The sequence below is a fragment of the Micromonospora sp. NPDC049175 genome (assembly GCF_043197345.1).
In the GTDB taxonomy this organism is placed as follows: domain Bacteria; phylum Actinomycetota; class Actinomycetes; order Mycobacteriales; family Micromonosporaceae; genus Micromonospora.
Window position 1 is genome coordinate 1 of sequence record NZ_JBICSY010000010.1, and the last position, 21792, is coordinate 21792.

General features: G+C 71.0%; 19 protein-coding genes and 2 tRNA genes. 6 read left to right on the top strand and 15 right to left on the bottom strand.

Going from position 1 to position 21792, the window contains the following annotated elements; all coding sequences use genetic code 11:
- The first annotated feature begins 539 nt into the window (after window positions 1-539).
- On the top strand, window positions 540-764 hold the full coding sequence (locus tag ACGFH8_RS29790; protein ID WP_393373609.1) for a hypothetical protein: 225 nt from the start codon (window positions 540-542) through the stop codon (window positions 762-764).
- A gap of 69 nt (window positions 765-833) precedes the next feature.
- Here ACGFH8_RS29790 and ACGFH8_RS29795 read toward each other — a convergent pair whose 3' ends face one another.
- Window positions 834-1631, bottom strand: a complete 798-nt coding sequence (locus ACGFH8_RS29795) for a carbon-nitrogen hydrolase family protein (protein WP_393373611.1) — start codon at window positions 1629-1631, stop codon at window positions 834-836.
- Between the two features lie 38 nt (window positions 1632-1669).
- Window positions 1670-2503, bottom strand: a complete 834-nt coding sequence (locus tag ACGFH8_RS29800) for an EamA family transporter (protein WP_393373614.1) — start codon at window positions 2501-2503, stop codon at window positions 1670-1672.
- A gap of 41 nt (window positions 2504-2544) precedes the next feature.
- Here ACGFH8_RS29800 and ACGFH8_RS29805 point away from each other — a divergent pair, with 41 nt between their 5' ends.
- A complete protein-coding gene (locus ACGFH8_RS29805; protein ID WP_393373617.1) occupies window positions 2545-3171 on the top strand; it encodes a helix-turn-helix domain-containing protein in 627 nt (208 codons plus the stop codon).
- A 44-nt stretch (window positions 3172-3215) separates the two neighbouring features.
- On the opposite strand, the gene clpX is transcribed toward ACGFH8_RS29805, so the two are convergent.
- The 5 genes from clpX to ACGFH8_RS29830 all read right to left on the bottom strand — a co-directional run bounded on the left by clpX (window position 3216) and on the right by ACGFH8_RS29830 (window position 7842).
- Window positions 3216-4511, bottom strand: a complete 1296-nt coding sequence (clpX, locus tag ACGFH8_RS29810) for an ATP-dependent Clp protease ATP-binding subunit ClpX (protein WP_053652977.1) — start codon at window positions 4509-4511, stop codon at window positions 3216-3218.
- A 211-nt stretch (window positions 4512-4722) separates the two neighbouring features.
- Window positions 4723-5385 (bottom strand): ATP-dependent Clp protease proteolytic subunit, encoded by a 663-nt coding sequence (locus ACGFH8_RS29815; protein ID WP_393373620.1) that lies wholly within the window; start codon window positions 5383-5385, stop codon window positions 4723-4725.
- 10 nt (window positions 5386-5395) lie between these two features.
- On the bottom strand, window positions 5396-6037 hold the full coding sequence (locus ACGFH8_RS29820) for an ATP-dependent Clp protease proteolytic subunit (RefSeq protein ID WP_007464111.1): 642 nt from the start codon (window positions 6035-6037) through the stop codon (window positions 5396-5398).
- 247 nt (window positions 6038-6284) lie between these two features.
- Window positions 6285-7631, bottom strand: coding sequence for a trigger factor (gene tig / locus ACGFH8_RS29825; RefSeq protein ID WP_393373622.1), 1347 nt, complete (start codon window positions 7629-7631; stop codon window positions 6285-6287).
- Window positions 7632-7768: 137 nt separating this feature from the next.
- Window positions 7769-7842: transfer RNA gene (locus tag ACGFH8_RS29830), tRNA-Pro, on the bottom strand.
- Window positions 7843-8070: 228 nt separating this feature from the next.
- Between ACGFH8_RS29830 and ACGFH8_RS29835 the strand changes: the two genes are divergently transcribed.
- Window positions 8071-8141 (top strand) — tRNA-Gly (locus ACGFH8_RS29835).
- 198 nt (window positions 8142-8339) lie between these two features.
- Here ACGFH8_RS29835 and ACGFH8_RS29840 read toward each other — a convergent pair.
- Entirely contained in the window at window positions 8340-8837 is a 498-nt protein-coding gene (locus ACGFH8_RS29840; RefSeq protein WP_393373624.1) for a GNAT family N-acetyltransferase, read from the bottom strand.
- Window positions 8838-9025: 188 nt separating this feature from the next.
- Here ACGFH8_RS29840 and ACGFH8_RS29845 point away from each other — a divergent pair, with 188 nt between their 5' ends.
- Window positions 9026-10678, top strand: a complete 1653-nt coding sequence (locus ACGFH8_RS29845; protein ID WP_393373627.1) for a hypothetical protein — start codon at window positions 9026-9028, stop codon at window positions 10676-10678.
- Here the strand turns inward: ACGFH8_RS29845 and ACGFH8_RS29850 are convergent.
- Genes ACGFH8_RS29850 through ACGFH8_RS29875 form a run of 6 tightly spaced genes read right to left on the bottom strand, consistent with a single transcriptional unit; the run spans window position 10655 to window position 18274 of the window.
- The gene (locus ACGFH8_RS29850; RefSeq protein ID WP_393373629.1) at window positions 10655-12016 is read right to left on the bottom strand and encodes an O-antigen ligase family protein; all 1362 of its coding nucleotides are present in this window, start codon (window positions 12014-12016) and stop codon (window positions 10655-10657) included. The two genes, ACGFH8_RS29845 and ACGFH8_RS29850, sit on opposite strands and share 24 nt — an antisense overlap.
- The gene (locus tag ACGFH8_RS29855; RefSeq protein ID WP_393373632.1) at window positions 12013-13377 is read right to left on the bottom strand and encodes a lipopolysaccharide biosynthesis protein; all 1365 of its coding nucleotides are present in this window, start codon (window positions 13375-13377) and stop codon (window positions 12013-12015) included. The genes ACGFH8_RS29850 and ACGFH8_RS29855 overlap by 4 nt, the downstream gene beginning before the upstream one ends.
- Window positions 13377-14582 carry a glycosyltransferase gene (locus ACGFH8_RS29860; RefSeq protein WP_393373635.1) on the bottom strand — a complete coding sequence of 402 codons (1206 nt, stop codon included), beginning with the start codon at window positions 14580-14582 and terminating at the stop codon, window positions 13377-13379. Before ACGFH8_RS29860 ends, ACGFH8_RS29855 begins: the two co-directional genes overlap by 1 nt.
- A complete protein-coding gene (locus tag ACGFH8_RS29865) occupies window positions 14579-15811 on the bottom strand; it encodes a glycosyltransferase family 4 protein (protein ID WP_393373636.1) in 1233 nt (410 codons plus the stop codon). Before ACGFH8_RS29865 ends, ACGFH8_RS29860 begins: the two co-directional genes overlap by 4 nt.
- A complete protein-coding gene (locus ACGFH8_RS29870) occupies window positions 15808-16989 on the bottom strand; it encodes a glycosyltransferase (RefSeq protein ID WP_393373639.1) in 1182 nt (393 codons plus the stop codon). Before ACGFH8_RS29870 ends, ACGFH8_RS29865 begins: the two co-directional genes overlap by 4 nt.
- Window positions 16976-18274 (bottom strand): glycosyltransferase, encoded by a 1299-nt coding sequence (locus ACGFH8_RS29875; RefSeq protein ID WP_393373642.1) that lies wholly within the window; start codon window positions 18272-18274, stop codon window positions 16976-16978. The genes ACGFH8_RS29870 and ACGFH8_RS29875 overlap by 14 nt, the downstream gene beginning before the upstream one ends.
- 265 nt (window positions 18275-18539) lie before the next feature.
- Between ACGFH8_RS29875 and ACGFH8_RS29880 the strand changes: the two genes are divergently transcribed.
- Both ACGFH8_RS29880 and ACGFH8_RS29885 read left to right on the top strand, forming a co-directional pair.
- Window positions 18540-19808, top strand: coding sequence for a DUF1800 family protein (locus ACGFH8_RS29880; RefSeq protein ID WP_393373645.1), 1269 nt, complete (start codon window positions 18540-18542; stop codon window positions 19806-19808).
- A 1-nt stretch (window position 19809) separates the two neighbouring features.
- Entirely contained in the window at window positions 19810-21063 is a 1254-nt protein-coding gene (locus ACGFH8_RS29885; protein WP_393373647.1) for a DUF1501 domain-containing protein, read from the top strand.
- A gap of 48 nt (window positions 21064-21111) precedes the next feature.
- On the opposite strand, the gene ACGFH8_RS29890 is transcribed toward ACGFH8_RS29885, so the two are convergent.
- The gene (locus ACGFH8_RS29890; RefSeq protein ID WP_393373649.1) at window positions 21112-21777 is read right to left on the bottom strand and encodes a hypothetical protein; all 666 of its coding nucleotides are present in this window, start codon (window positions 21775-21777) and stop codon (window positions 21112-21114) included.
- Window positions 21778-21792: the final 15 nt, after the last annotated feature.

Consider the following 21792-nt stretch of genomic DNA (forward strand, 5'->3'; position numbering starts at 1 on the left):
AATTGGCACTGGCTTTACAAGCACCCTGTTGAGTTCTCAAAGAACAACCACACACCGACCAGAAGCCCCACCTCAGTGGAACCCCGTTTCGGGGCAACCGCTCAAACCTACTTGGTCGAACTTTCATTGTCAACCTCAGGTTCGAGGTGATCAATGTGGTTCGTCCGGACCCACGATGACGCACGCCGAACCCGGCGGTCGTTACTGTCGTGGGAAACCGCAGACCGGCCGATCGCCGCTTCGCGGCTATCCGCCCGGCTCCTGCCGGCTTCAGAACCTTACCCGGTCGGCTTCGCGTTCGCAACCCCGTTTCCGGGATGTTCCGCACCGCCCGATCCTCAGCCTCGCTCGGCGTCTCCGCCACGAGCCTGGTGCCCGGTCTCAGCCAGTTTGTCCGGCCTCCCCCGTGCAGAGAGAAAGTTACGCGGACGGCCCGGAGAAGGCAAATCAGGGTTCATCACTGGTTCCGGTGGACAGGTTCGCAACGGTCCCGGTGCAGCCGGAGACGCGGGCCGTCCCGCCGTGCCAGAGTGTCAGACATGGATGAGTCCGGGCTCGGCACCACTGTGCTCGCCGAGGAGTCGCTGCTCGGCGTTCTTCTGCCGTTCTGGCAGGTGGTGATCGGTGCGGTCGTGTTGGTCGTGCTGGTGCTCTCCGTCGGACGCCTGGCCCGACGGGGCAGGTCCCGAATGACCACCGCGCTGCTGGTGACCGCCGCCGCCATCGCCGGCTTCGCGGTGATCGGCGTCCTGCTGCAGGGCTGAGGCTCCTGCGGCAGCGCTGAGGCGCAGAGCCCGGCAGCGCTGAGGCTCAGGGCCCGGCAGCGCTGAGGCTCAGAGCCGCCGGTTGGCCAGGCTCGGCAACTCGGCCCGGATCGCGGCGAGCCGGTCGAGGTCCAGGTCGACGACTGACACACCCGGGCCGTCCGGCAACTGGGTGAGGACCGTCCCCCACGGGTCGACAACCATGCTGCGCCCGAAGCAGGTCCGGCCCGGGTCGTGGTCGCCGGTCTGGCCGGCCGCCGCCACGAAACACTGGTTCTCGATGGCCCGGGCTCGCAACAGAACCTCCCAGTGGTCCCGGCCGGTGTGCATCATGAATGCCGCCGGCACCACGAGCAGTTGTGCCCCACCGTCGGTGGCGAGCAACCGGTACAACTCCGGGAAGCGCAGGTCGTAGCAGATCGACAGGCCGACCCGCAGACCTTCGACGTCCACCACCACCGGCTGCACGCCGGCTGCGACAGCCGCCGACTCCCGGTAGGAGACCCGCCCCGGGATCTCCACGTCGTACAGGTGGATCTTGCGATAACTCGCGGCCAGGTTGCCGGCGCGGTCGAAGACCAGCGACGTGTTCCAGGTGTGTTCCGGGTCCGGACCGGCCTCGTGGAAGGAGCCGGCCACCAGCCAGATTCCGAGCCGGGCGGCGATGTCGGCGAAGAAGCTGCCGACCTCACCGTCCACCGGCTCCGGCTCGGGCATCCCGGTGGCCGGGCCGAGGTAGTCGACGTACTCCGGAAGAACGGCGAGGTCCGCACCGCCGGCGGCGGCGCGGACCAGCAGGGCCTCCGCGGCGGCCAGGTTGGCCTTACGGTCGTCCCGGGCATTCAGTTGGCAGACCGCGACGCGCATCAGCCCAGGGTACGGCGGGAGGGGCGGCTCGGACAGCGTCAGAGGCTGGCCAGCACCAACGCTCCGGCGGCGAAGCCGAGCCCGGTGATCTGGACAACGCGCAGCCGTTCCCGGTCGACGGCCAACGCCAGCAGCACGGTGCTGGCCGGGTAGAGGGCGGCGACCGCCGCCACGATGCTCAGGTGGCCACGGGCCGCGGCGGCCAGGAACAGCGCGTTGGCGCCACTGTCGAGCAGACCGGCGACCGCCGCCCAGCCCCACTCCCGCCGCCCCAGGCGCAGCCGCGCCCGGGTGCCGACGGCAAGCGCGAAGCCGAACGCGATCGAGCTTGCCCGGACCGCCGCCACCGGCCACATCCCGGCGCTCTCGTCGGCCTGGCCCAGGAGGGTGTAGAAGACACCGAAGAGCGCCCCGGCGGCGAGGGCGAGCCCGACCAGCCGTGCGGGGACGGCTCGTGTGCCGCCGCTCTCCCCCAGGCTGACGAGCGCGATGGCCACCACCGCGAGGCCGGCGCCGGTGAGCGCCAGGACACCCGGGAAGGACGCCGTGAAGAGACCGGCGACGATCGGCACCACCGCGGCGGTGATCGCGGTGATCGGTGCCACCACCACCATCATCCCGCCGGCGAGGGCCCGGTAGAGCAGCATGACGCCGCCCCCACCGGCCACCCCGGCGAGAAGCCCCCAGCCGAGGTCAGCGACGTGTGGTGTCCCGGGCACGACAAGCACCAGCACGACCAGCAGCGGGACACTCAGCAGCTGGGAGATGAGGGTTACGGCAATCGGGTCGGCGTGCCGGGACGCCTTGCCACCGGAGAAGTCGGCCGTGCCGAACGCGACGGCGGCCAGCGCGGCCAGGACAATGGGTACCATGTATCTGTCGTACCACAATAGTGACCGTGAGGGATAGTTTAATGACCGAACCGGGACCGGATCGGGTGGGCGCGGTCACCGCCGCGGTAGCCCGACAGGTACGCGAACTACGGGCCGCCCGAGGCTGGTCCTTCGACGAGCTGGCCGGCCGGTCCGGAGTGAGCAAGGGCATGCTCGTGCAGATCGAGGGCGCGCGCACCAACCCGAGCGTCGGCACGCTGTGCCGGGTCGCCGACGCGTTCGGCGTCAACATCGGCCACCTGCTCGAACCGGCCGAGGAACGGGCCGTGAAGATCGTTTCAGCCGGCGAGGCGCCCGTGCTCTGGCAGGGCGAGCACGGCGGCACGGCCCGCCTGCTGAGCGGGTTGGGCGAACCGGATCTCGTCGAGCTCTGGGACTGGCGGCTCGTCCCCGGGGAGGCGCACCGTTCCCTCGACCACCCGCGCGGCACCCGCGAGGTGCTGCACATCCTGGACGGCACGGTGATCGTCCGGGTCGACGGGCAGGACCATCAGGTCCGCGCCGGTGAGACGATCGAGATCCACGCCGACCGGGAGCACGGCTACCGCAACGACGGCGACGCCCCGGCTCGACTGATGATGGTGGTCGTCACCCCGTCGGGCGAATGGGACCGCCGGACACGATCACGCCGGCCGCGTCAGGAGTAGGGCTGTGGCACAGTCCTGACGCGGCCGGCGTGGCGTGGCAAGGATCAGGCCGACTTCTCCTCGCGGTCCCGCCGGGCCCGACGCCCGGTGAACTCGCGCGGAACGATCGTCGGGTTGACGTTCTCCAGGACCACCTCACGAGTGATCAACACCCGGGCGGCGTCGGGGTTGCTCGGCACCTCGTACATCGCGGAGAGCAGCACCTCTTCGATGATGGCCCGCAGGCCACGGGCACCGGTGCCCCGCAGCATCGCCTGGTCGGCGATCGCCTCCAGCGCCGGCTCGTCGAACTCCAGCTCAACCCCGTCCAGCTCGAACAGGCGCTGGTACTGCCGGACCAGGGCGTTACGCGGCTCGGTGAGGATGCGCACCAGGGCGCTGCGGTCCAGACTGCGCACGTTGGTGATCACCGGCAGCCGGCCCACGAACTCGGGGATCAACCCGAACTTGAGCATGTCTTCCGGCATGACCTGGCTGAAGATGTCGTCGGTCGAGCGCTCGGAAACCGACCGGAGCCGGGCGCCGAAGCCGGTGCCGCCCTGCCCGGTGCGGGACTCGATGATCTGGTCGAGACCGGCGAAGGCGCCACCACAGATGAACAGCACGTTCGTGGTGTCGATCTGGATGAACTCCTGGTGCGGATGCTTACGGCCACCCTGCGGCGGCACGTTGGCGACAGTGCCCTCGAGCATCTTGAGCAGGGCCTGCTGGACACCCTCACCGGAGACGTCGCGCGTGATCGACGGATTCTCCGACTTGCGGGCGATCTTGTCGACCTCGTCGATGTAGATGATGCCGGTCTCGGCGCGCTTGATGTCGTAGTCAGCGGCCTGGATCAGCTTGAGGAGGATGTTTTCCACGTCCTCGCCGACGTAGCCCGCCTCGGTCAGTGCCGTGGCGTCGGCGATGGCGAACGGGACGTTCAACATCCGGGCGAGGGTCTGCGCCAGGTGGGTCTTGCCGCACCCGGTCGGGCCGAGCAGCAGGATGTTGGACTTGGCCAGCTCGACGGCGTCATTACCGGAGCCCGGCGCACCAGCCGCCTCGGCCTGGATCCGCTTGTAGTGGTTGTAGACCGCGACCGCGAGCGCCTTCTTGGCCTGGTCCTGCCCCACGACGTAGTTGTCGAGGAACTGGCAGATCTCCATCGGCTTGGGAAGCTCTTCCCACTTCACCTCGCCGGACTCGGCCAACTCCTCTTCGATGATCTCGTTACAGAGATCGATGCACTCGTCGCAGATGTAGACCCCTGGGCCCGCGATGAGCTTCTTGACCTGCTTCTGCGACTTGCCGCAGAAGGAGCATTTCAGTAGGTCGCCGCCGTCACCGATCCGTGCCACCTACGTTCTCCCTGCACTCATCGGCCGGAGACCCGGCCCTGACCTGCGGACGCTGCGCGCCGTCCGGTTTGGTTCACCTCACCGGCCCAACCGGCGAAGCGGTACGGACCCGACGTTACCCGCTGGCGGGGCATTCTCCGACCCCCAAAACGGGTGTGTCAGAGGTCGGCCGGGAACTGCACGCCCCGGCCAACCTCTGACCCGGCACTGCTCAGCTGGCGGAGTGGGTCGCCAGCAGACCCTTCTTGCGGCTGGTCAGGATCGTGTCGACCAGCCCGTACTCCTTGGACTCCTCGGCCGTCATGATCTTGTCACGGTCGATGTCCTTGCGCACCTGCTCGGTCGGGCGGTTGCAGTGGCGGGACAGCATGTCCTCCAACTGCGTCCGCATCCGCAGGATCTCCCGGGCCTGGATCTCGATGTCCGAACCCTGCCCGTAGCCACCCTCGGTGGCGGGCTGGTGGATGATGATCCGCGAGTTCGGCAGCGCCATCCGCTTACCGGGAGTGCCCGCCGACAGCAACACCGCCGCGGCGCTGGCGGCCTGCCCGAGGCAGACCGTCTGGATGTCCGGACGGACGTACTGCATGGTGTCGTAGATCGCCGTCATGGCGGTGAACGACCCACCCGGCGAGTTGATGTACATGATGATGTCGCGGTCCGGATCGGTGCCCTCGAGCGTCAGCAGCTGGGCCATCACGTCGTTGGCCGACGCGTCGTCCACCTGGACGCCGAGGAAGATGATCCGGTCCTCGAAGAGCTTGTTGTACGGGTTCGATTCCTTGACCCCGTACGACGTGCGCTCGACGAACGACGGCAGCACGTAACGGTTGTGCACGGCCGCGAACTGGGGCGGCAAGCTCAGATCGGTCATCGTCAGCTCCTCAGCTCAGGGTCCCGGCGCCATCCGGAACCTGAGCGGCCCCGATGATCACCTTGTCGATGAAGCCGTAGTCCATGGCCTCCTGGGCGGTGAACCAACGGTCCCGGTCGGAGTCCGCCTCGATCTGCGACTGACTCTGGCCGGTGTGGTGCGCGACCCGCTCCTGGAACATCCGCTTCGTGTAGAGCATCTGCTCCGCCTGGATGGCGATGTCGGACGCCGTGCCACCCAGCCCACCGGACGGCTGGTGCATCATGATCCGGGCGTGGGGCAGGGCGTACCGCTTGCCCTTGGTGCCCGCGCAGAGCAGCAGCTGGCCCATCGAGGCCGCCATGCCCATCGCCACGGTCGACACATCGTTGTCGATGAACTGCATGGTGTCGTAGATCGCCATGCCGGAGTAGACCGAGCCACCCGGCGAGTTGATCCACAGGTTGATGTCGCGGTCCGGGTCCTCCGCGGCGAGCAGCAGCAGCTGCGCGCAGATGCGGTTGGCGACCTGGTCGGTCACCTCACTGCCCAGGAAGATGATGCGTTCCTTGAGCAACCGGTTGTAGACCGAGTCGTCGAGGTTGCCAATGGAGTCGCCACCGCGCGCGTCAATCGCCCGGAGCGACTTCTTGGGGATGTGCATGTCGGTCATGGCAGCCCTTCGCTCTCCGTACCGTCTTTCCCGACACTAACCGCTGTGCGGGGCGGCAGAGTCCCGGTCGGGGCACTGTTCGCTCTCAGCGCAGCTGTGTCGAGGGCACCCGCGGCGCGGGCTTCCGGGCGTACCCGGTAACGCTGACCTCCGGGCGTACCCGGCAACGCTGACCTCCGGGCGTACCCAGAAAACGGGTTCGGCCGCCATCCACCGCGCAGCGGCGGACGGCGGCCGCACCCGACGATCAGTGGTCGTGGTTGTGCTCCGCCTCGTTGGCGGCGCGCAGGGCGTCGAGGGTGACCTCGTTGCCCGCCGAGTCCTTGATCGTGATCCGCTCCATGACGGCGGCGAGCGCCTTGCCCCGCCGCACGTCGCCGAAGACCGCGGCGGCGGCGCCGGAGCGCACCAGCTGGTCGTAGTACTGCTGGGGGGCCATGCCGGCACGCTGCGCCCGGTGCACGATCTCGTGCCCGAACTCGTCGTCGGAGACCTGCACGTCCTCCGCGTCGGCAAGCGTGTCCAGCAGGAGCTGCACCTTGACGCCCTCGGTCGCCGCCTCGGTCAGCTCGGTGTCGATCTGCTCCTCGGTCTTGTCCTCGGCCGCGAGGTATTCCTCCATGGAGGCGCCGATCCGCTCCAGCTGGTCGATCATGGCCTGCTTGCGGCTCTCGACCTCCTCGCGGACGACACCCTCCGGGGCGGGGATCTCGGCGGCCTCGACGAGCTGGGCCAGGGCCTTGTCCCGAGCGGCGTAGATCTGCTCGACCTGCTTGCCCTGGTTGACCCGGGCGCGCAGGTCGCCGCGCAGCTCCTCGATCGTGTCGAACTCGCTCGCCATCTGGGCGAACTCGTCGTTCAGCTCCGGCAGCTCCTTCTCCTTGACCGTGCGCACGGTCACCGCCACCTCGGCGTCCCGACCGGCGAAGTCGCCGCCGACGAGCTGGGTGGTGAAGGTGGTGTCGTCGCCGGCGGCGAGGCCGACGACGGCCTCGTCCAGGCCGGGCAGGAGCTGCTTGCTGCCCACCTCGTGGGAGATGTTGCTCGCCTGGCCGCCCGGCACGTCCTCGCCGTCGACGGTGGCGTTCAGGTCGATCTGGACGAAGTCGCCCTCGGCGGCGGCCCGCTCGACGGTCTTGAGGGTCGCGAAACGCTCCCGCAGGTTCTTCACCTGCTCGTCGATCTCGCTCTCGTCGATCTGCAGCTCGTCGACGGTCACCTCGATGGAGGACGCGTCCGGGATGGTGATCTCCGGACGGACGTCGACCTCGGCGGTGAAGTTGAGCGAGTCGCCGTCGTTGAACTCGGTGATCTCGACCTCGGGGCGCCCCAGCGTCTTGAGGTCGTGCTCGCGCACCGCGGCGAGGATGTTCTCCGGGATGGCCTCCTGCACCGCCTCGTTGAGGACGGTGCCGCGGCCCACCCGCTGGTCGATCACCGCGGTCGGCACCTTGCCCCGACGGAAGCCGGGAACCTGGACCTGCGAACCGATCTCCCGGTACGCCTTCTTGAGGCTCGGCTCGAGCTCGACGAACGGCACCTCGATGGCGAGCCGCACGCGCGTCGGGCTCAGAGTCTCGACGGTGCTCTTCACAGGCGTACTCCTTGACGGATCTCAGTTGAGTCTGGGCGTGATTCAGCCCATCGAGTGTAGGCGAGCCGGCCTGACGCTCCGGCAGCGCCCGGGAACCGCACGTGCGGCACCCGGGGCGGCCCGGCCGCAGACGACAGTCGGGGTGGCGGGATTTGAACCCACGGCCCCTCGCTCCCAAAGCGAGTGCGCTACCAAGCTGCGCCACACCCCGTGGCGACGTGCAGTCTATGCCGTCGGCGCGACTCAGGCGGTGCCGGGGCACCCTCCACCCGGACACATCTTGCCAAACCGCCCCTATCGCCCACGCGTCACGCATCCCGAGCCGCCCCGGGCGGCGGCGGGGCGCGCACACCCCGGCGGCTCCGGGCGGTGGCGTCGCTGCGCGGTCGGCAAAGCCATTGGGTACGCTGTCCGCACGCCCCGTTTCGGCGGGGTGCACGCGGGCGTAGCTCAATGGTAGAGCTTCAGTCTTCCAAACTGACTACGCGAGTTCGATTCTCGTCGCCCGCTCCGCTCACGAAGGCCCAGGTAGACCCGGTGATCGCGGCGCCTGGGCGGGCACCTCGTCCGCACTCCGGATCCTGCGCGCCATCCGACTGCCGTCCACGGCCGTCGGCCACGTCCGGCGGATCGGATCGCGTCGGACCCATCCCCTCGGATCGGATCGCCTCGGACCCCATCCCCTCGGATCGGATCGCGTCGGACCGGTCACGCGGCGGGCGGCAGCGCGAGCCAGTCCTGCCAGGTGATGTCTCGGCCCAGGTAACGGGGCTGCCGGAAGGGCCACTCGGCGGCTATCCACCGCGGCACCAGCGCGTCGAGCGCGCGCTCCGCCGCGCTGCCGACAAGGTCGTCCACCACCCACCAGGAGATCTCGCCGTCGGCGCCGGCGCGCTCGGGCGGGTCGACGTAGACACAACCGAAGATCGCCGTCTCCTCCTCGTCCAACAACGCGTAGTTGAACGACTGGTGCGCGGCGATCTCCTTCTCGTGCCGCAGCAGGTCGATGCGGTCCTCCTCGTAGGTCATCGTCTCCGGAGGCCACCGCCAGGCCGGGCCGAAGATCTCCCACAGGCGCTCTCGGGAGCCCATCACGGCGGGGTAGTCGAGCGCCGTGTCCGCCTCCCGGATCGGTCGCAGGTGCAGCGCGCTGCCGGGCACGGGCACGTGCACGGGGTGGACGAAGTCGTCGGGCAGCCAACTCATGGGGGGAGGCTATCGCCGGCAGGTGCCAGATGGTCCAGGGTTATGCGGGCCGGGGCGGTCGACAAACGGCCACCTGATCGCTGACTGTCGTCATCCAGCCAGAGACTCCTCGACTCCGGGGGTTGGCCCGCCCGATCCGGATGGGTCGGCATGGATATCATCACGTGGGCAAGCGGAAGAGGTCGCACATGCAGCCAATTGGTCCGTACCAACGGATCCGGAGACTGGGCATCTGCCAGATTGGCAGCATCTGGTCTGCCGTCGACGGTGGACAACAGTCTCTCGTGGTGGTGGTGCTCGACGTCGGCATCGCCGGCGAGTCACGGTGGCGGGACGCCTTCGCGGCCACCACCCACGCGATCGCTCACTCGGAAGCGGGCAGCCCGCTCTGGGTCAGTGCGGACTTCTCCGCCACCACTCCCTGGGTGGCGTACCCGAAAGATCTCCTTCCGACGGCCGAGCGCACGTTCGCCGCCCTCGGGATGACCTACCAGCCGGCTCCGGCCGAGCCGGACGATCCGCCCGCGGATGCGGAGCACGCACAGCAGGCGGCGATACCGGTGCCGCGCCAGACGCCGCAGGCCGAGCAGACGCCCCCGACCGAGCAGACGCGCCCGACCGAGCAGACGCCACGGGCGCAGACCACGCACACGCCACCGGCCGAGGCCACGCGGACGCCACTTGCCGACGCGACGCGGTCGCAACGAACCGAGGCGACGCAGACGCAACCGACCGACGCGACGCGCACGCCACTTGCCGACGCGACGCGGTCGCAAGGGATCGAGGCGACGCAGACCCGACCGGCCGACGCGACGCGGACGCCACCGGCCGAGGTCACGCGCACGCAACCTGCTGACGCGACGCGGACGCCACCGGCCGACCAGCGGCTCCCGGCCGAGCCGACGCCGACACCTCGCGCCCATCAGACGACGTCCACGGACGACCAGGCACCGCCGGCCGTCGCGCCGACAACGCCACCGACACCGACACCGCCGGCGCCACCGACACCGCCGGAGCCGGCTCCGATGCCGGTGTGGGCCGTCCCGTCGCCAGCGCGGGACACGCGGCCGCGCTCGACGTCCACCGACTCGAAGCCCGAACCGAAAGCCGAACCGGAAGCCCAACCGGAGCCGGCTCGGACGTTGGAGCCGAAACAGTCCCGCGCGGGCCGGTGGGCCATGCCGGTCATCGGTCTGGTGCTCGGCCTCGTCGCCGGTGGTGGTCTGGTCCTGCTGCTCGACCCCGGCACGGATCCGCCCCAACCGAAGCCCACCGCGAGCCAGTCGGCGGCACTACCCGCGCCGGCCCCGGCCTCCGCACCACTGAGCCCTGGGCTCGAACCGCCGGCCCCGGGCGAGTGGCCTGCCCTCTGGGTGCGGTTCGCCGCCACCGACCGGATCCTCACCCTCCACGGCCTGGACGGTCTGCCGTTTCCGGTGAAGGTGCCGCCGAGCTGGCAGTGCACGTCCGTCGAGCGGGCCGCGGGACTCAGCAGACACCAGTGCGGCGCGCCGGCGGGCAGCGAAGCCGCGCTCGGCGGTGAGCTGGTCGTGCGCGACTGCCCGGCGCCCTGCGACGGGCCACGTCAGACCGCGATGCGTATCGCCGAGGAAGCCTGGGGGCTGCAGTGGGTACGCAGCGGCCCCTCCTCGGCGTACGCCGAGACCAGCAGCCTCACCGTCGACGGTACGCAGCGGTACGGCCTGGTGGTGGTCGCGTACTGGCGCAGTGACAGCGGCGACATCGACAAGCAGTTGGTGTTGCGGATGACCGCGCCGGTCGGTGGCGCCAACCAGCTCCGCCGGGTCGCCAACTACCTACGGGACGTCCTGATCTTCTGACTCGGTCGTCCGCTCGGGCGCGGGGCTGGGCAACTCGGGCGCGGGGCTGGGCAACTCGGCCCGTACGACCAGAGCGAGCGGAAGCCAGGTCAGGAACCCGGCGAGGGTGACGGACACGTGCGATGCCTCCAGCCAGGAGACCCAGAGGAGCGCGATCAGGAAGAGTGCCGGCCCCGGCGTGCCGGCCCCGGCCAGGAACATCGACCGCCGCCAGACCTGGTAGAGCAGCACCGCGAACAGCACGACGGCGAGCAGGCCCCCGATGGTCAGCAGGTGCACGAGCACGTTGTGCCCGTGGGTGTACCGGCCGCCGAGCGCCGCGGCCAGGTCCGGCTGCCGTTCGAAGTACTCCGGGCCGTGGCCGGTCAGCGGTCGCTCCGCCCATCGGCTCAGCAGGGCACGCCACGTCCGGCCGCGGTTGGTGAAGCCGGCCGGGTCGGTGGTCAGCAGCGGGCAGAGGACGATCAGACCGAGCGCGACGACCAGCGGGACGCCGATCAGCATCGACAGGTGCCGGCGGCTTCCCCGGCCGGGCCGGTCGGCCCGCCCACCGATACGCCAGCGCAGCAGCCCCCAGGTCAGCAGGACGACGATCGCCGCGAGTTGGCTGGTCCGGGAACCGGTCCAGAGCAACGCGATCAGGATCAACGCCAGGGTGACCCGACGTGTCGCCGTCGACCGGATGCCGAACACGAACGGCAGACTGAGGGCGAGGATGAGCCCGAGCACGTTCGAGTGTGGGTACGGACCGGACAGCAGCCCGCCGATCGCCCAGCCCTTGTTGCCCGCGTCTTCTCCGGTGAGCAGACCCAGGTCCGGCCGTACGACCGCCAACAGCATCGCGACGACAGCGGTGGCCGCGCCGAGCACACCGATCGCGGCCAGCGCCTGCGCCCCGGGTCGGACCACCCAGATGGCGACCACTGCGATCGGGAGGGCCAGGGACACCGGGCCGAGGGGTTGCCCGTTCACCAGGCCGGCGAGGTGGATGGCTGCCAGCGGGGCGAGGACCACGACGAGCGCCCACAGGCGGTCCGGGCGTCGCTGTCGGAGCCCGTACGCGGTGAGGAGGAGGGCCAGGCCGATGAACGCCGCGGTGGTGACGTCACCCAGGACGCGACCGGCGGGCGGCATCGTCTCCGCGGCGGAGTTGAAGACCGGTCGCCCGTTCTGCAGGATCTGGATGAGTTGGGGAAAGGTCACCCTGATCCAGGCGAGGACCAGCAGCACGACCACACCCATGGTGCCGAGTAACTCGGTGGTGCCCGGGTCGGGTCGGATCAGTCTGCTGGCCCGAAGCAGGGCGCCCTTCGTCTGACCGCTGAACACCGCACTCATCGGACTCCCCCGCCTGTGCCTGCTGACTGTGAATTGGCCGCGTCCGGCGCCTCGGGAGGACCGGTCCGGCGAGCCCGCCACCGCTGCCCGAGTTCGGCGTGCAGGTGACGGAGGTCCGCACCGTACGGCACGGTCACCGCTCGCAGTGACGGCACCGCCGGCAACCTGCGTACCGACCGGGCGGCGATGCCGGCCGCGACGGCGTACCCGACCAGGCTGGCGAGGGCCGCGCCGACCGCGCCGAGCGGGGCCAGCACGACGAGCAGCAGTACGCCGGTGAGTGAGCCGACGACGAGGGCGATCGACGATCGGCCCGCCTTGTCGTGGACGAGCAGCAGGGCGCTGAAGATCTGCACGCAGGTGAACACGACGGTGGCCGCGCAGAGGATGACTGTGGGCAGTGTGGCGGGGGCGAACGCGGCGCCGAAGAACAGTGGCACCAGCAGTCCCGCGCTCGCGGCGAGGACCGTGCACCCGAGTGCCGCCACCGGGACGGCGATCCGGGCCACCCGCAGGACGGATTCGTTGTCCTCGCCGCCCGCCCCGCCCATCAGGACGGTCCGGGCCGCGGTCGCCACGACGGTCGGCAGTTCCGCCACGCTGACCGCCACCGCGTAGAAGCCGAGTTCCCGTGCCCCGAGCAGCGGTAGGCCGATGACCTGGTCGAGTCGGGCGTTGGAGGTCGCCGCGAGCACCCCCGGCAGGCAGACGAGCGCGTACCGGATCAGCGACCGGACGGGAATCGGCTCGGCCCGGTCGGCTGGCTCGGTGCTGCTCGCCGGCACCGGGCGGCGCAGCCGGGGCAGCCCGACGAGCACTCCGCTGGCCGTCGCGGTCAGGAAGAGCGCGGCCGCCCAGAAGGCGCTCAGGTCGAGGGCCACGCAGGCGATGACCAGCAGGATCGTCCGCAGCGCCGCCGGCACGACCTTCATCAGGTTGACGCCGCCGATGTCCGCGGCGCCGGTGAGGGCGCCGATCGCCAGGTTCGCCAGGATGTGCAGCGGCGCGAGCAGGGCGAGCACCAGGAACTGCTGCCTGTCGACCTCGCCCTGGTCGAAGACGAACAGGCTCAGCACGCCCAGGAGCAGCACGGCGACCAGGCCGAGCGGCACGGCGGCCAGCAGACTGACCCGGGCCGCGTCCCGCCGGGAGAGCCGGCGCTGCCGGACGTGGAAGGTCAGCGCGTCCTGCAGACCGTAGGTGCCCAGCCAGCCGCAGATCACGATCGGCAGGGTGAGCGCGGCGTACAGCCCGCGCCCCTCCGGCCCGAGTTCGCGGGAGAGGAAGGGGCTGACGAGCAGCCCGCTGACCGGGATCAGCAGGTTGGCGGCGGTGGAGGTGACCAGCCGGTTGACGGCCATCACCGTGCGGGTTCAGCGCCGGTGGCACCGCGCTCGGCGAGGTAGCCGTCGGCGGCGAGCGCCGTGCGGAGACGCTCGGCGAACCGGTCCTCGGAGAACTCCTGGCCCACCAGCCGCGTCGCCTCGGCGGCCATCGTGTCCAGGGCGGTCGAGGTGGTCGCGAGGAGTTCCGCGGCCATCGCGGTCGGGTCCGCGGCGATCCGGACGGCGGGGCTCGCCGGCACGCCCTCGGCGCCGACAGCCGTGGTGAAGACCGGCACCGCGTGGGCCAGCAGGGTGAGGGTCTTCAGCTTGACGCCGGCTCCGCTCCACAGTGGCACCACGCCGGCGCGGGCGTTGGCGAGCGCGCCGCGCAGGTCCTCGACGTAACCACGCACCCGTACGCCGGGGTGCCGGTCCAGCTCGGCGCGGACCGGTGCGGTCAGACCCGAGCCGATCAGGGTGAGGGTGTAACCGGCCCGGGCCAGCGCCGGCCAGCCCTCGGCCAGGAAGCGCCGCAGGCCGGTCAGGTTCGGTTCGTACGCGAAGCTGCCCAGCCAGACCAACTCCCGCTCCTGGGGCCGAGGTTGGTGGCCGGACGGGAGCGGGACGCAGCTGGGGAGCACGAAGGTGGCCGCCCGGTCGTGGTGCCGACGCAGCCGCTCGGCCTCGTCGGCGCTGGTCACCGAGACCGTCGCGCAGGATGCCAGCGCCCGCCGCTCGAAGCGGGTCGAGACGGCGGTCAGATAACGGGCGCGCAGCCGGTACGTGAGGTCGCCCGCCGCCTCGATCTCCTGCCGGACGCTGGCGGCGAGCACGTTCGCCTTGTCCCAGTGCCAGCGCAGCCCGGTCCCGTGCACGTAGGCGCCGGCTGCCTCGCCGAGGGCTATCGCCGCGCCGTCGCGTCGCCGAAGCTCGTCGTGCAGGTCGGCGCTGTAGCGGCTGCGGACCCAGGGCGGCAGACCGGAGGTGAGGGCCTGCGAGTATCGCCCCGGCGGACCCAGACGGTCGTAGCGGAACGGCGTGGCCTCGAAGGTGCGCACCCGCATCGGGTGGAGCATCTCGCGCAACTGCTCCTCCTGGTCGGCGGTGGTGTCCGGGCGGCGGACCACCAGCAGGGTGCAGTCCGGCACCTGAGCCAGCGCCCGCAACACCATCGCCACCCGGACGGGATCGCCCCGGTCCAGCGGGATCGGCAGGTACGACGAGACGACGCTGAGGGTCACCGGTGGCCACCTTCGCAGGGCACGGTCGGTCGGGTCGGGGTCGAGTCGGCCAGTTCCCGCCAGACGGACAGCAACCTGTCGGCCTGCACCGCCGGGGCGAACTCCGACCGGAGCCGGAGCAGCAGCGCCTGCGCGCGTCGCCGAGCCGTGACCGGCTCGGCGACCACCGTCCGGATCGCGGTGGCGAGGGCGACCGGATCGTCCGGCGGGACGAGCCAGCCGCTGTCCGGACCGACGAGTTCGGGGATGCCCGAGACCGCTGTGGTGACCACGGGGACGCCCTGACTTGCCGCCTCCATCAGGAACACCGGGATGCCGTCGAGGTCGCCGTCCGGGGCGGGCCGGCAGGGCAGGGCGGCGACCTGCGCGCCGGCGAGTGCGGCGGTGGCCACCGGATGTGGCACCGCGCCGTGCAGCACCACGCTGTCGGCCAGCCCCGCCGAGTCGACCCGGCGGCGCAGTTCATCCCGCAGTGGACCGTCGCCGTAGATGTCGTACCGGATCGGATGCCCGGCCTGGACGAGCCGGGCCACCGCGTCGATCGTGGTGTCGACCCCCTTCTTCGGGATCAGCCGGGCGACGGTGACGATCCTCGTCGGCGCGCCCGGCGTGGGGGTGGTTGGCACGGCCGGTGGGGCGTCCAGGAGCCCGGCGTCGAGGCCGGCCCGGACGACCCGGTGGGGAGTCGTCGCGATCGGCACCCCCCGTGCCGCGAGTTGGCCGGCGGTCGCCGCGGAGACGACGAAGAGGTGCCGCAGTCGGGCGATCCGGCGACTCAGCGCCGCCGCGTCCGGGTCGAGCAGGAAGTCGGCGGCGTGCGCGGTCGCCGTCACCGGCCGGTCGAGTCGGCGCCCGACCAGCAGGGCGACAGCGGTGGGCACGTTGACGAAGTGGGCGTGCAGGACGTCCGGGTCGAAGCGCGCGATCTCGTCGGTGAGGGTGGTGGCAGCGCCACTGGCCAGCAGACCACGAGCCAGTCCCCGCCCCCCGGCAGCCCGCGACGGCAGTCCGAGCAGGCGCAGGTCGGCCGGGAGCCCGCCGGGACGGCGGAGCAGGTGCACGGCGGCCCGACCCGGCTCGGCCCGACGGTTGCCGTCCGGGTTGGCCACGAACACCTCGACCGTCGCCCCGGCCGCCCGCACCGCCTCGATCTCGGCGGGGATGAAGGTCTCGGTGAGCCCGGGTGGGCGGATCTGGACGTACCCGATCCGTAGTGCCTTTGCGCTCACGCGGCGTCCCGCGCTGGGGCCGGCCGGTGGGCGCGGCGGACGGACTCGAAGAACCCGGCGTGCTGATCGACGCAGTCCGCGTCGGTCAGGAGGCCCGGGGTGCGGGCGGCGGCGGTGGCCAGGTCGTGCCGTAGCTGCGGCGAGCCCACCAGGTCACGCAGCACCGCGGCGAGCGCGTCGGCGTCTCCGGGCGGGATGAGCATTCCGTTGACGCCGGAGCGGATCCACTCCCCCGGCCCACCGCCCTCGGTGGCCACCACCGGCAGCGCCCGGGCCAGTCCCTGCAACACGGTCTGGCCCAGCGGCTCGGCTCCGAGCGACGAGTGCACCAGGACGTCGACCGAGTCGAGGAAACCGTTGATGTCGTCGACGTGGCCGCGAAAGATGACCTGTTCGCTGATGCCCAGCGTCGCGGCGAGTTCCCGTAGTTGCGTCTCATAGGCCTCCTCGCCGAAGAGCGGGGCACCGCAGAGGTACGCGCGCACGTCGGTGCCGCGCAGGCTCGCGGCGAACGCGCGGAGGAAGACGTGCTGGCCCTTCCAGTGCTGGAGCCGGCCGACCATGCCGATGGCCTTGACCTGCGGGCGGACCTCGGGGTGCGTACGCCGCTCGGAGATCCCGCTGGGACTTTGCAGCACCGTGCGCTGGGCCGGGATCCGGGGGCCCGACGGAACGCTGGCGAGGGTGAACCCGGAGTTGGCGATGATCCCGTCGGCGCGCCGCATGGCCAGCCGACGGAACGCGGGCAGACCGATCGGGCCGAGGCTCTCGACGGTCAACGGGCCGCGGAGGTGCACCACGAGGGGCCGGCGTCTGGCGCGGTCGGCGAGCGCGCACATGATCGCCGCGGCGGCGGTGTTCGCGTGCACCAGGTCGGCCTGCTGATACAGCGGGCTGCGCCGCAGCACCCGGGCGCCGTCGCGCAGCGCGGTCAGGTAGCGGGCCGCCAGCAGGGGCGCCGAACTGCGGGTGCCGCCGGTGGGCAGTGTCGGCAGATCCCGGGCCTGCGCCACCTCCTGCGGGGGGAGTTGGTCGAAGGCGACGCCGGTGGGTGGGCCGTACAGGGATGCCTGCCAGGGGTGCCGCTGATTGAGCAGGCGGGCCAGGGCCAGCTCGGCCCCGCCGGGTTGCGCGGTGTGGGTGACGTGCAGCACCCGCATCGGGTCAGTCACACTCATGATCGACCCACTCGGTCACCCGGCGGGCGAAGGTCTGCGTCGAGAACCGTTCCGCCTGAACGGGCATCCGCGCCTGGTCCAGCTCGTCGAGCCGGCCGATCGCCGCCGCGTGGTCGTGGGGGTCGAGTGAGTCGACCAGGACTCCGGTCTCCGCGTCGACGACCGTTTCCAGCAGACCGCCACGGCGCAGGCCGAGGACCGGGGTGCGGCAGGCCTGCGCTTCGACCGGCACGATGCCGAAGTCCTCGTGGACGGGGAAGAGCAGGGCGCGGGCGCCCCAGTAGAGCTGCCGCAACCGGAAGCGGTCGGGGTGGACCTCGATGGTGACGGGCACGCGCGCCTGGTGTGCCAGGCGTCGCAGTCGGTCCTCCTCGGGCCCGGACCCGGCGAGGACCAGGGGCAGCCCGGCCTCCTCGGCGATGGCGATGATCAGGTCGAAGTTCTTGTAGGGCACCCAGCGCCCGACACCCAGCAGGTAGTCGCGCGGTTGCGCCTGGTCGGCGGCCGGTGCGGCGGAGAAGAAGTCCACATCGACCGGAGGGTTGATCACCCAGGCGTCGCGCCCCCAGTGCCGGCGGATCCGGTCACGCACCTCGACGGAGTTGGCCGCGTAACTGTGCACGTGGTGACTGAGCCCCACGTCGAGCGCCCGCATCAGTCGTCGGGGCACCGCAAGCATCGGCCCCGACGCGCGATCGTCGACACGCGGGTTCCAGAGATAACGGGCGGGAGCGTGGACGTAGCTGAGGTGCCGGGTGCGGTCGGGATTGCCGAGCCGGACCGTGTGCGCGAACGCGTGGCTTGAGGAGATCACCACGTCGAACCGGTCGCGGGTGAGGGTCCGCCAGACCAGCGGCATGAACGGCAGGGCGACCGCCTTGTTGCCCCGCAGCGGTGTCCGGGCCAGCCACGACACCCGCAGCGGCGGCGGGTCCGCGTCGTCGTCACTCCAGAGCGCGAACCGCGCTGCGGTCGGGAAGACCTCGGTGAGCTGCCGGAAGACCTGTTCCGCGCCGCCGGTGGCGGTGAACCACTCGTGCACGAGCGCAACCGAACGGACGGTCTCGACGGGTGGTACCGGACGGCCGGCTTCGACGGGCGGGATCGGGCGGCCGGTCTCGACGGGCGGGATCGGACGGCCGGCTTCGACAGGTGGGACCGGACGGGGCCCGGCGGGTTGCCCCGGGATGCCCGGCCAGGTGTCGGTGTCCGCCCCGGCACCCGCGAGCGCGACCGGCGACTGCCCGGACGGTTGGCGCAGGCTGGGTGGAACCGGCTGATCCATCACCTCGTACCCCCGTAAGAGTGTGGACGATCGGCGATGCAGCCGCCGACGATAGCTAACATATCGAGCGCAACACATACCACAGTCGACAGAAGTCAGTAAACGGACATCGGATCACCACCGCGGACAACGATCGTCCATACTCTATGCGGTACGTCCATCGGGGACGTATCGTCGGGGCGCGGCTCGACCCGTCGCCGACGGGCGGAATTCCGGATGATGGTGAAATGCCGCTCCCTGCTGAGGGTCCCACCATGGTGTCGTTATGACCGACGACGTGGCTCTGCTGCTACGCCGAACGGGGTTCGGACCAACCGCCAACGAGCTGGCGGCAGCACGGCGGGCCGGCTACACCGCCACCCTGGCCGCGCTGACCACCCCCACGGGGCCTGACATCGGCGCCACCCGCGCGCCCGTGCCCCCGCTCGGTCCCGACCCGTACGTCGGCACACCCGAGCCGACGCCGGCGCAGCGGGTCGAAGCCGACGGGCGACGTCGAGCACAGGCAAGCAGCCTCACCCAGTGGTGGCTGGACCGGATGACCGTCGCCGACCAGCAGGCCGTGGAGAAGCTGCTCTTCTTCTGGCACGGCCACTGGGCCACCTCGATCGTCAAGGTCAAGAGCCCGCAGCTGATGTTGGCCCAGCACCTCACCCTGCGGGAATCCCGCGACTTTCGGGACATGGCCCATCGGATGATCGTCGATCCAGCCCTGGTCTACTGGCTGGACGGCCAGCTGAACAGCCGAGAAGCCCCCAACGAGAATCTCGCCCGGGAGTTCTTCGAGTTGTTCACCCTCGGCCTCGGGCAGTACACCGAATCCGACGTGCAACAGGCCGGACTGGCGTTGACCGGTTGGTGGATCGACCTCGCCGGGCAGCGCTCGGGCTTCGACCCTCGGCGCCACCACGACGGCGCGTCGAGCATCCTCGGCGTGACCAGGCACTTCACCACCGACAGCCTGGCCGATCTGGTGCTGGACCAGGAGGCCTGCCCGCGGTTCGTGGCCGCCCGGCTCTGGCACCGGTACGCCTCCAGCACCCAGCCGATCCCGGAACGCACCAGGGAGCAGATGGCCGCCGCCTTCCCCGAGCCGCTGCCGATGCTCCGGGTGCTGCTGGCCGATGAGACGTTCCCGAGCACCCGTGCCACCATGGTCAAACAGCCGGTCGAGTGGCTGGTCGGCGCGCTGCGGCAACTCGGGTTGCGACCGGCCACCCTCCCGGCGGAGACGGTCACCGGGCTGCTCGACGGGCTCGGCGGTCTCGGGCAACGCCCGTTCGCCCCGCCCAGTGTGGGTGGCTGGCCGGCCGGGGTGGCCTGGCTGACCTCGGCCGCCGCCCGGCTGAAACTGTCCCTGGCCGGCAAGCTCGCCAGCCAGCTCAGCCCGGAGCGGATGACCCCGGAGGAGGTGGCCCACCTGCTCTGCGTGGACACCTGGACCGACCGCACGTACGAGGTGCTGCGCGGCACCACCAACTCCCGACTGATGCTCACCCTCGGGCTGGTCAGCCCGGAATACCAGGTGACCTGAGATGGACCGACTGACCCGACGACGATTCCTGCTCGCCTCCGGTGTGGCCGGCGGCGGCGCCCTCGCCGCCGGAGCCGGCGCGGTCACCCTGTCCCGGCTGCTCGACAGCGCGGACCCGGAACCACGCGTCGCCCGGCGTCCGGTGGAGACGGTCGTGCTTGTCACCCTCTACGGCGGTAACGACGGGCTGAACACCGTCATCCCGTACGCCGACCCGGCCTACCGGGCCTCCCGGCCCGAGCTGGCGTACCCGGAGGAGCAGGTGCTGCGGTTGGACAACGACCACGGTCTGCACCCGGTAATGCGTGGCCTACAGGGGCTCTGGTCGACCGGCCGACTCGCCATCGTGCACGGGGTCGGCTACCCGAAACCGGACCGCAGCCACTTCCGGTCGATGGACATCTGGCAGACCGCGGCGCCGGGCGGCCCGGCCGACACCGGTTGGGTGGGGCGCTGGCTGGACGAGACGCAGGCCCCCGTCGAGGCGGCGGTCAGCTTCGAACCGGTCCTGCCGCCACTGCTTGTCGGACGGCGGCGGGTCGGCGCCTGCGTCAGCTACCAGGGGTTGGAGTTGCCCGACTGGGTGGCGCCCGCGATGGTGGCGTCGCTCGGCCGGGTGCAGGCCGGCGAGTCGGCGATGCAGGCGCGGGCCGCTACCGCCTACGCCGATCTGGTCGACATGGGCCGGCTGGTCCAGGCGGCGGTGGCCCCGGCCGCCAGCCCGACCGACGCGACCCCGGTCGCCACCGCTACCGGCACCGGCGGCGGCGGGGCGCTCGGCGCGCAACTGGCCCTGGTCGCCCGCTGCGTCGAGGCCGGGGTGCCGACCCGCGTGTACTCGGTAAGCCTCGGCGGCTTCGACACCCACGCCGGCGAACGGGCCGCGCAGGAGGCCCTGCTCGGCCAACTCGACGCGGCGGTGACCGGCTTCGTGGACCGAATGGCCGGCAGCGACGCCGGCCGCCGGGTCGCGGTGGTCGTCTACAGCGAATTCGGCAGGCGGGTACGCGCCAACGCCTCCGACGGCACCGACCACGGCACCGCCGGGCCGGTGCTGGTGGCCGGAGCGCGGGTGGCCGGCGGCTTCCACGGCCAACCGCCCAGCCTCACCGACCTCGACCACGGCGACCTGAAGGCGACGACCGACTTCCGGGACGTGTTCGGGGCGGTCCTCGACACGGTGCTCGGGGCGGACCCGGAGCAGTACCTACTCGGCTATCGGGGTGAACCGCTCCCGCTGTTCCGTGCCGGCTGACGAGCTGCCGGGTCGGTCCCGAACCTGGCGACGGATGCTCCGGCGGGGCTAATTGTCGGGTCGACTCACGGAGAGTCTGGATTCCACCTGTAGCGCCAGAGCCCTCAAGCGCGCCCTCCTTGCCTCACTCATGTTCGAGTCAGGACGCAGGGCCTGGGACAGATGCGCGATCCGCCATGAACTGACCACGCTCGCCAGAACCGAACCAGCGGCCGCGCCGATGACCTCAGCGACAGCACGCATCGACTCGACAACGAGTGGTGCTGCCGACCGGACCGCGGGGCCGCGAACGAGCGCCGCACCAACCAACCCTTGCAGCAGGTTCACCAACTGCAGATCGGTGCCAGCGTCGATGACGCGTCGTACGGTGGCGGCATCAGCGAGGTCGAGGGGGTACTCCGCGAGGAATCCGGAGTACGTCAGGAGGCTGGCACCGAGCTGATCCGGTACGAATTCCGGATCGGCGCCGGACCAGCCCCCCTGCTCCTCGAAGATGGCCACTGTCTGGTCGGAGAGGTCACCGACCGCCTGGACCGCCGAGAGGAGCCTGGCCAGGCTGTCTCGTCGGGCCGTGACAAAAGCGAGGAAGACCGGGCGGAACGGGGAAGTACCGTCCCACTCTCTTGCCGCGCCCAATTGGAGAAGCCCCCACAGCGGCGCGAATATGTCGTAGCCCAGCGACACCTCGGACGGCTCGACACTCTTGGGCCCCATGTCCGCTCCTCGGCT

Excerpts from the sequence above, each read along its gene's own strand:
- ACGFH8_RS29805 (WP_393373617.1), top strand. The coding sequence starts at position 2,545 with ATGACCGAACCGGGACCGGATCGGGTGGGCGCGGTCACCGCCGCGGTA.
- ACGFH8_RS29890 (WP_393373649.1), bottom strand. The coding sequence starts at position 21,777 with ATGGGGCCCAAGAGTGTCGAGCCGTCCGAGGTGTCGCTGGGCTACGAC.
- ACGFH8_RS29875 (WP_393373642.1), bottom strand. The coding sequence starts at position 18,274 with ATGGATCAGCCGGTTCCACCCAGCCTGCGCCAACCGTCCGGGCAGTCG.
- ACGFH8_RS29880 (WP_393373645.1), top strand. The coding sequence starts at position 18,540 with ATGACCGACGACGTGGCTCTGCTGCTACGCCGAACGGGGTTCGGACCA.
- ACGFH8_RS29850 (WP_393373629.1), bottom strand. The coding sequence starts at position 12,016 with ATGAGTGCGGTGTTCAGCGGTCAGACGAAGGGCGCCCTGCTTCGGGCC.
- ACGFH8_RS29845 (WP_393373627.1), top strand. The coding sequence starts at position 9,026 with ATGCAGCCAATTGGTCCGTACCAACGGATCCGGAGACTGGGCATCTGC.
- ACGFH8_RS29795 (WP_393373611.1), bottom strand. The coding sequence starts at position 1,631 with ATGCGCGTCGCGGTCTGCCAACTGAATGCCCGGGACGACCGTAAGGCC.
- ACGFH8_RS29815 (WP_393373620.1), bottom strand. The coding sequence starts at position 5,385 with ATGACCGATCTGAGCTTGCCGCCCCAGTTCGCGGCCGTGCACAACCGT.
- ACGFH8_RS29840 (WP_393373624.1), bottom strand. The coding sequence starts at position 8,837 with ATGAGTTGGCTGCCCGACGACTTCGTCCACCCCGTGCACGTGCCCGTG.
- ACGFH8_RS29800 (WP_393373614.1), bottom strand. The coding sequence starts at position 2,503 with ATGGTACCCATTGTCCTGGCCGCGCTGGCCGCCGTCGCGTTCGGCACG.
- ACGFH8_RS29885 (WP_393373647.1), top strand. The coding sequence starts at position 19,810 with ATGGACCGACTGACCCGACGACGATTCCTGCTCGCCTCCGGTGTGGCC.
- ACGFH8_RS29870 (WP_393373639.1), bottom strand. The coding sequence starts at position 16,989 with ATGAGTGTGACTGACCCGATGCGGGTGCTGCACGTCACCCACACCGCG.
- ACGFH8_RS29820 (WP_007464111.1), bottom strand. The coding sequence starts at position 6,037 with ATGACCGACATGCACATCCCCAAGAAGTCGCTCCGGGCGATTGACGCG.
- ACGFH8_RS29855 (WP_393373632.1), bottom strand. The coding sequence starts at position 13,377 with ATGGCCGTCAACCGGCTGGTCACCTCCACCGCCGCCAACCTGCTGATC.
- ACGFH8_RS29790 (WP_393373609.1), top strand. The coding sequence starts at position 540 with ATGGATGAGTCCGGGCTCGGCACCACTGTGCTCGCCGAGGAGTCGCTG.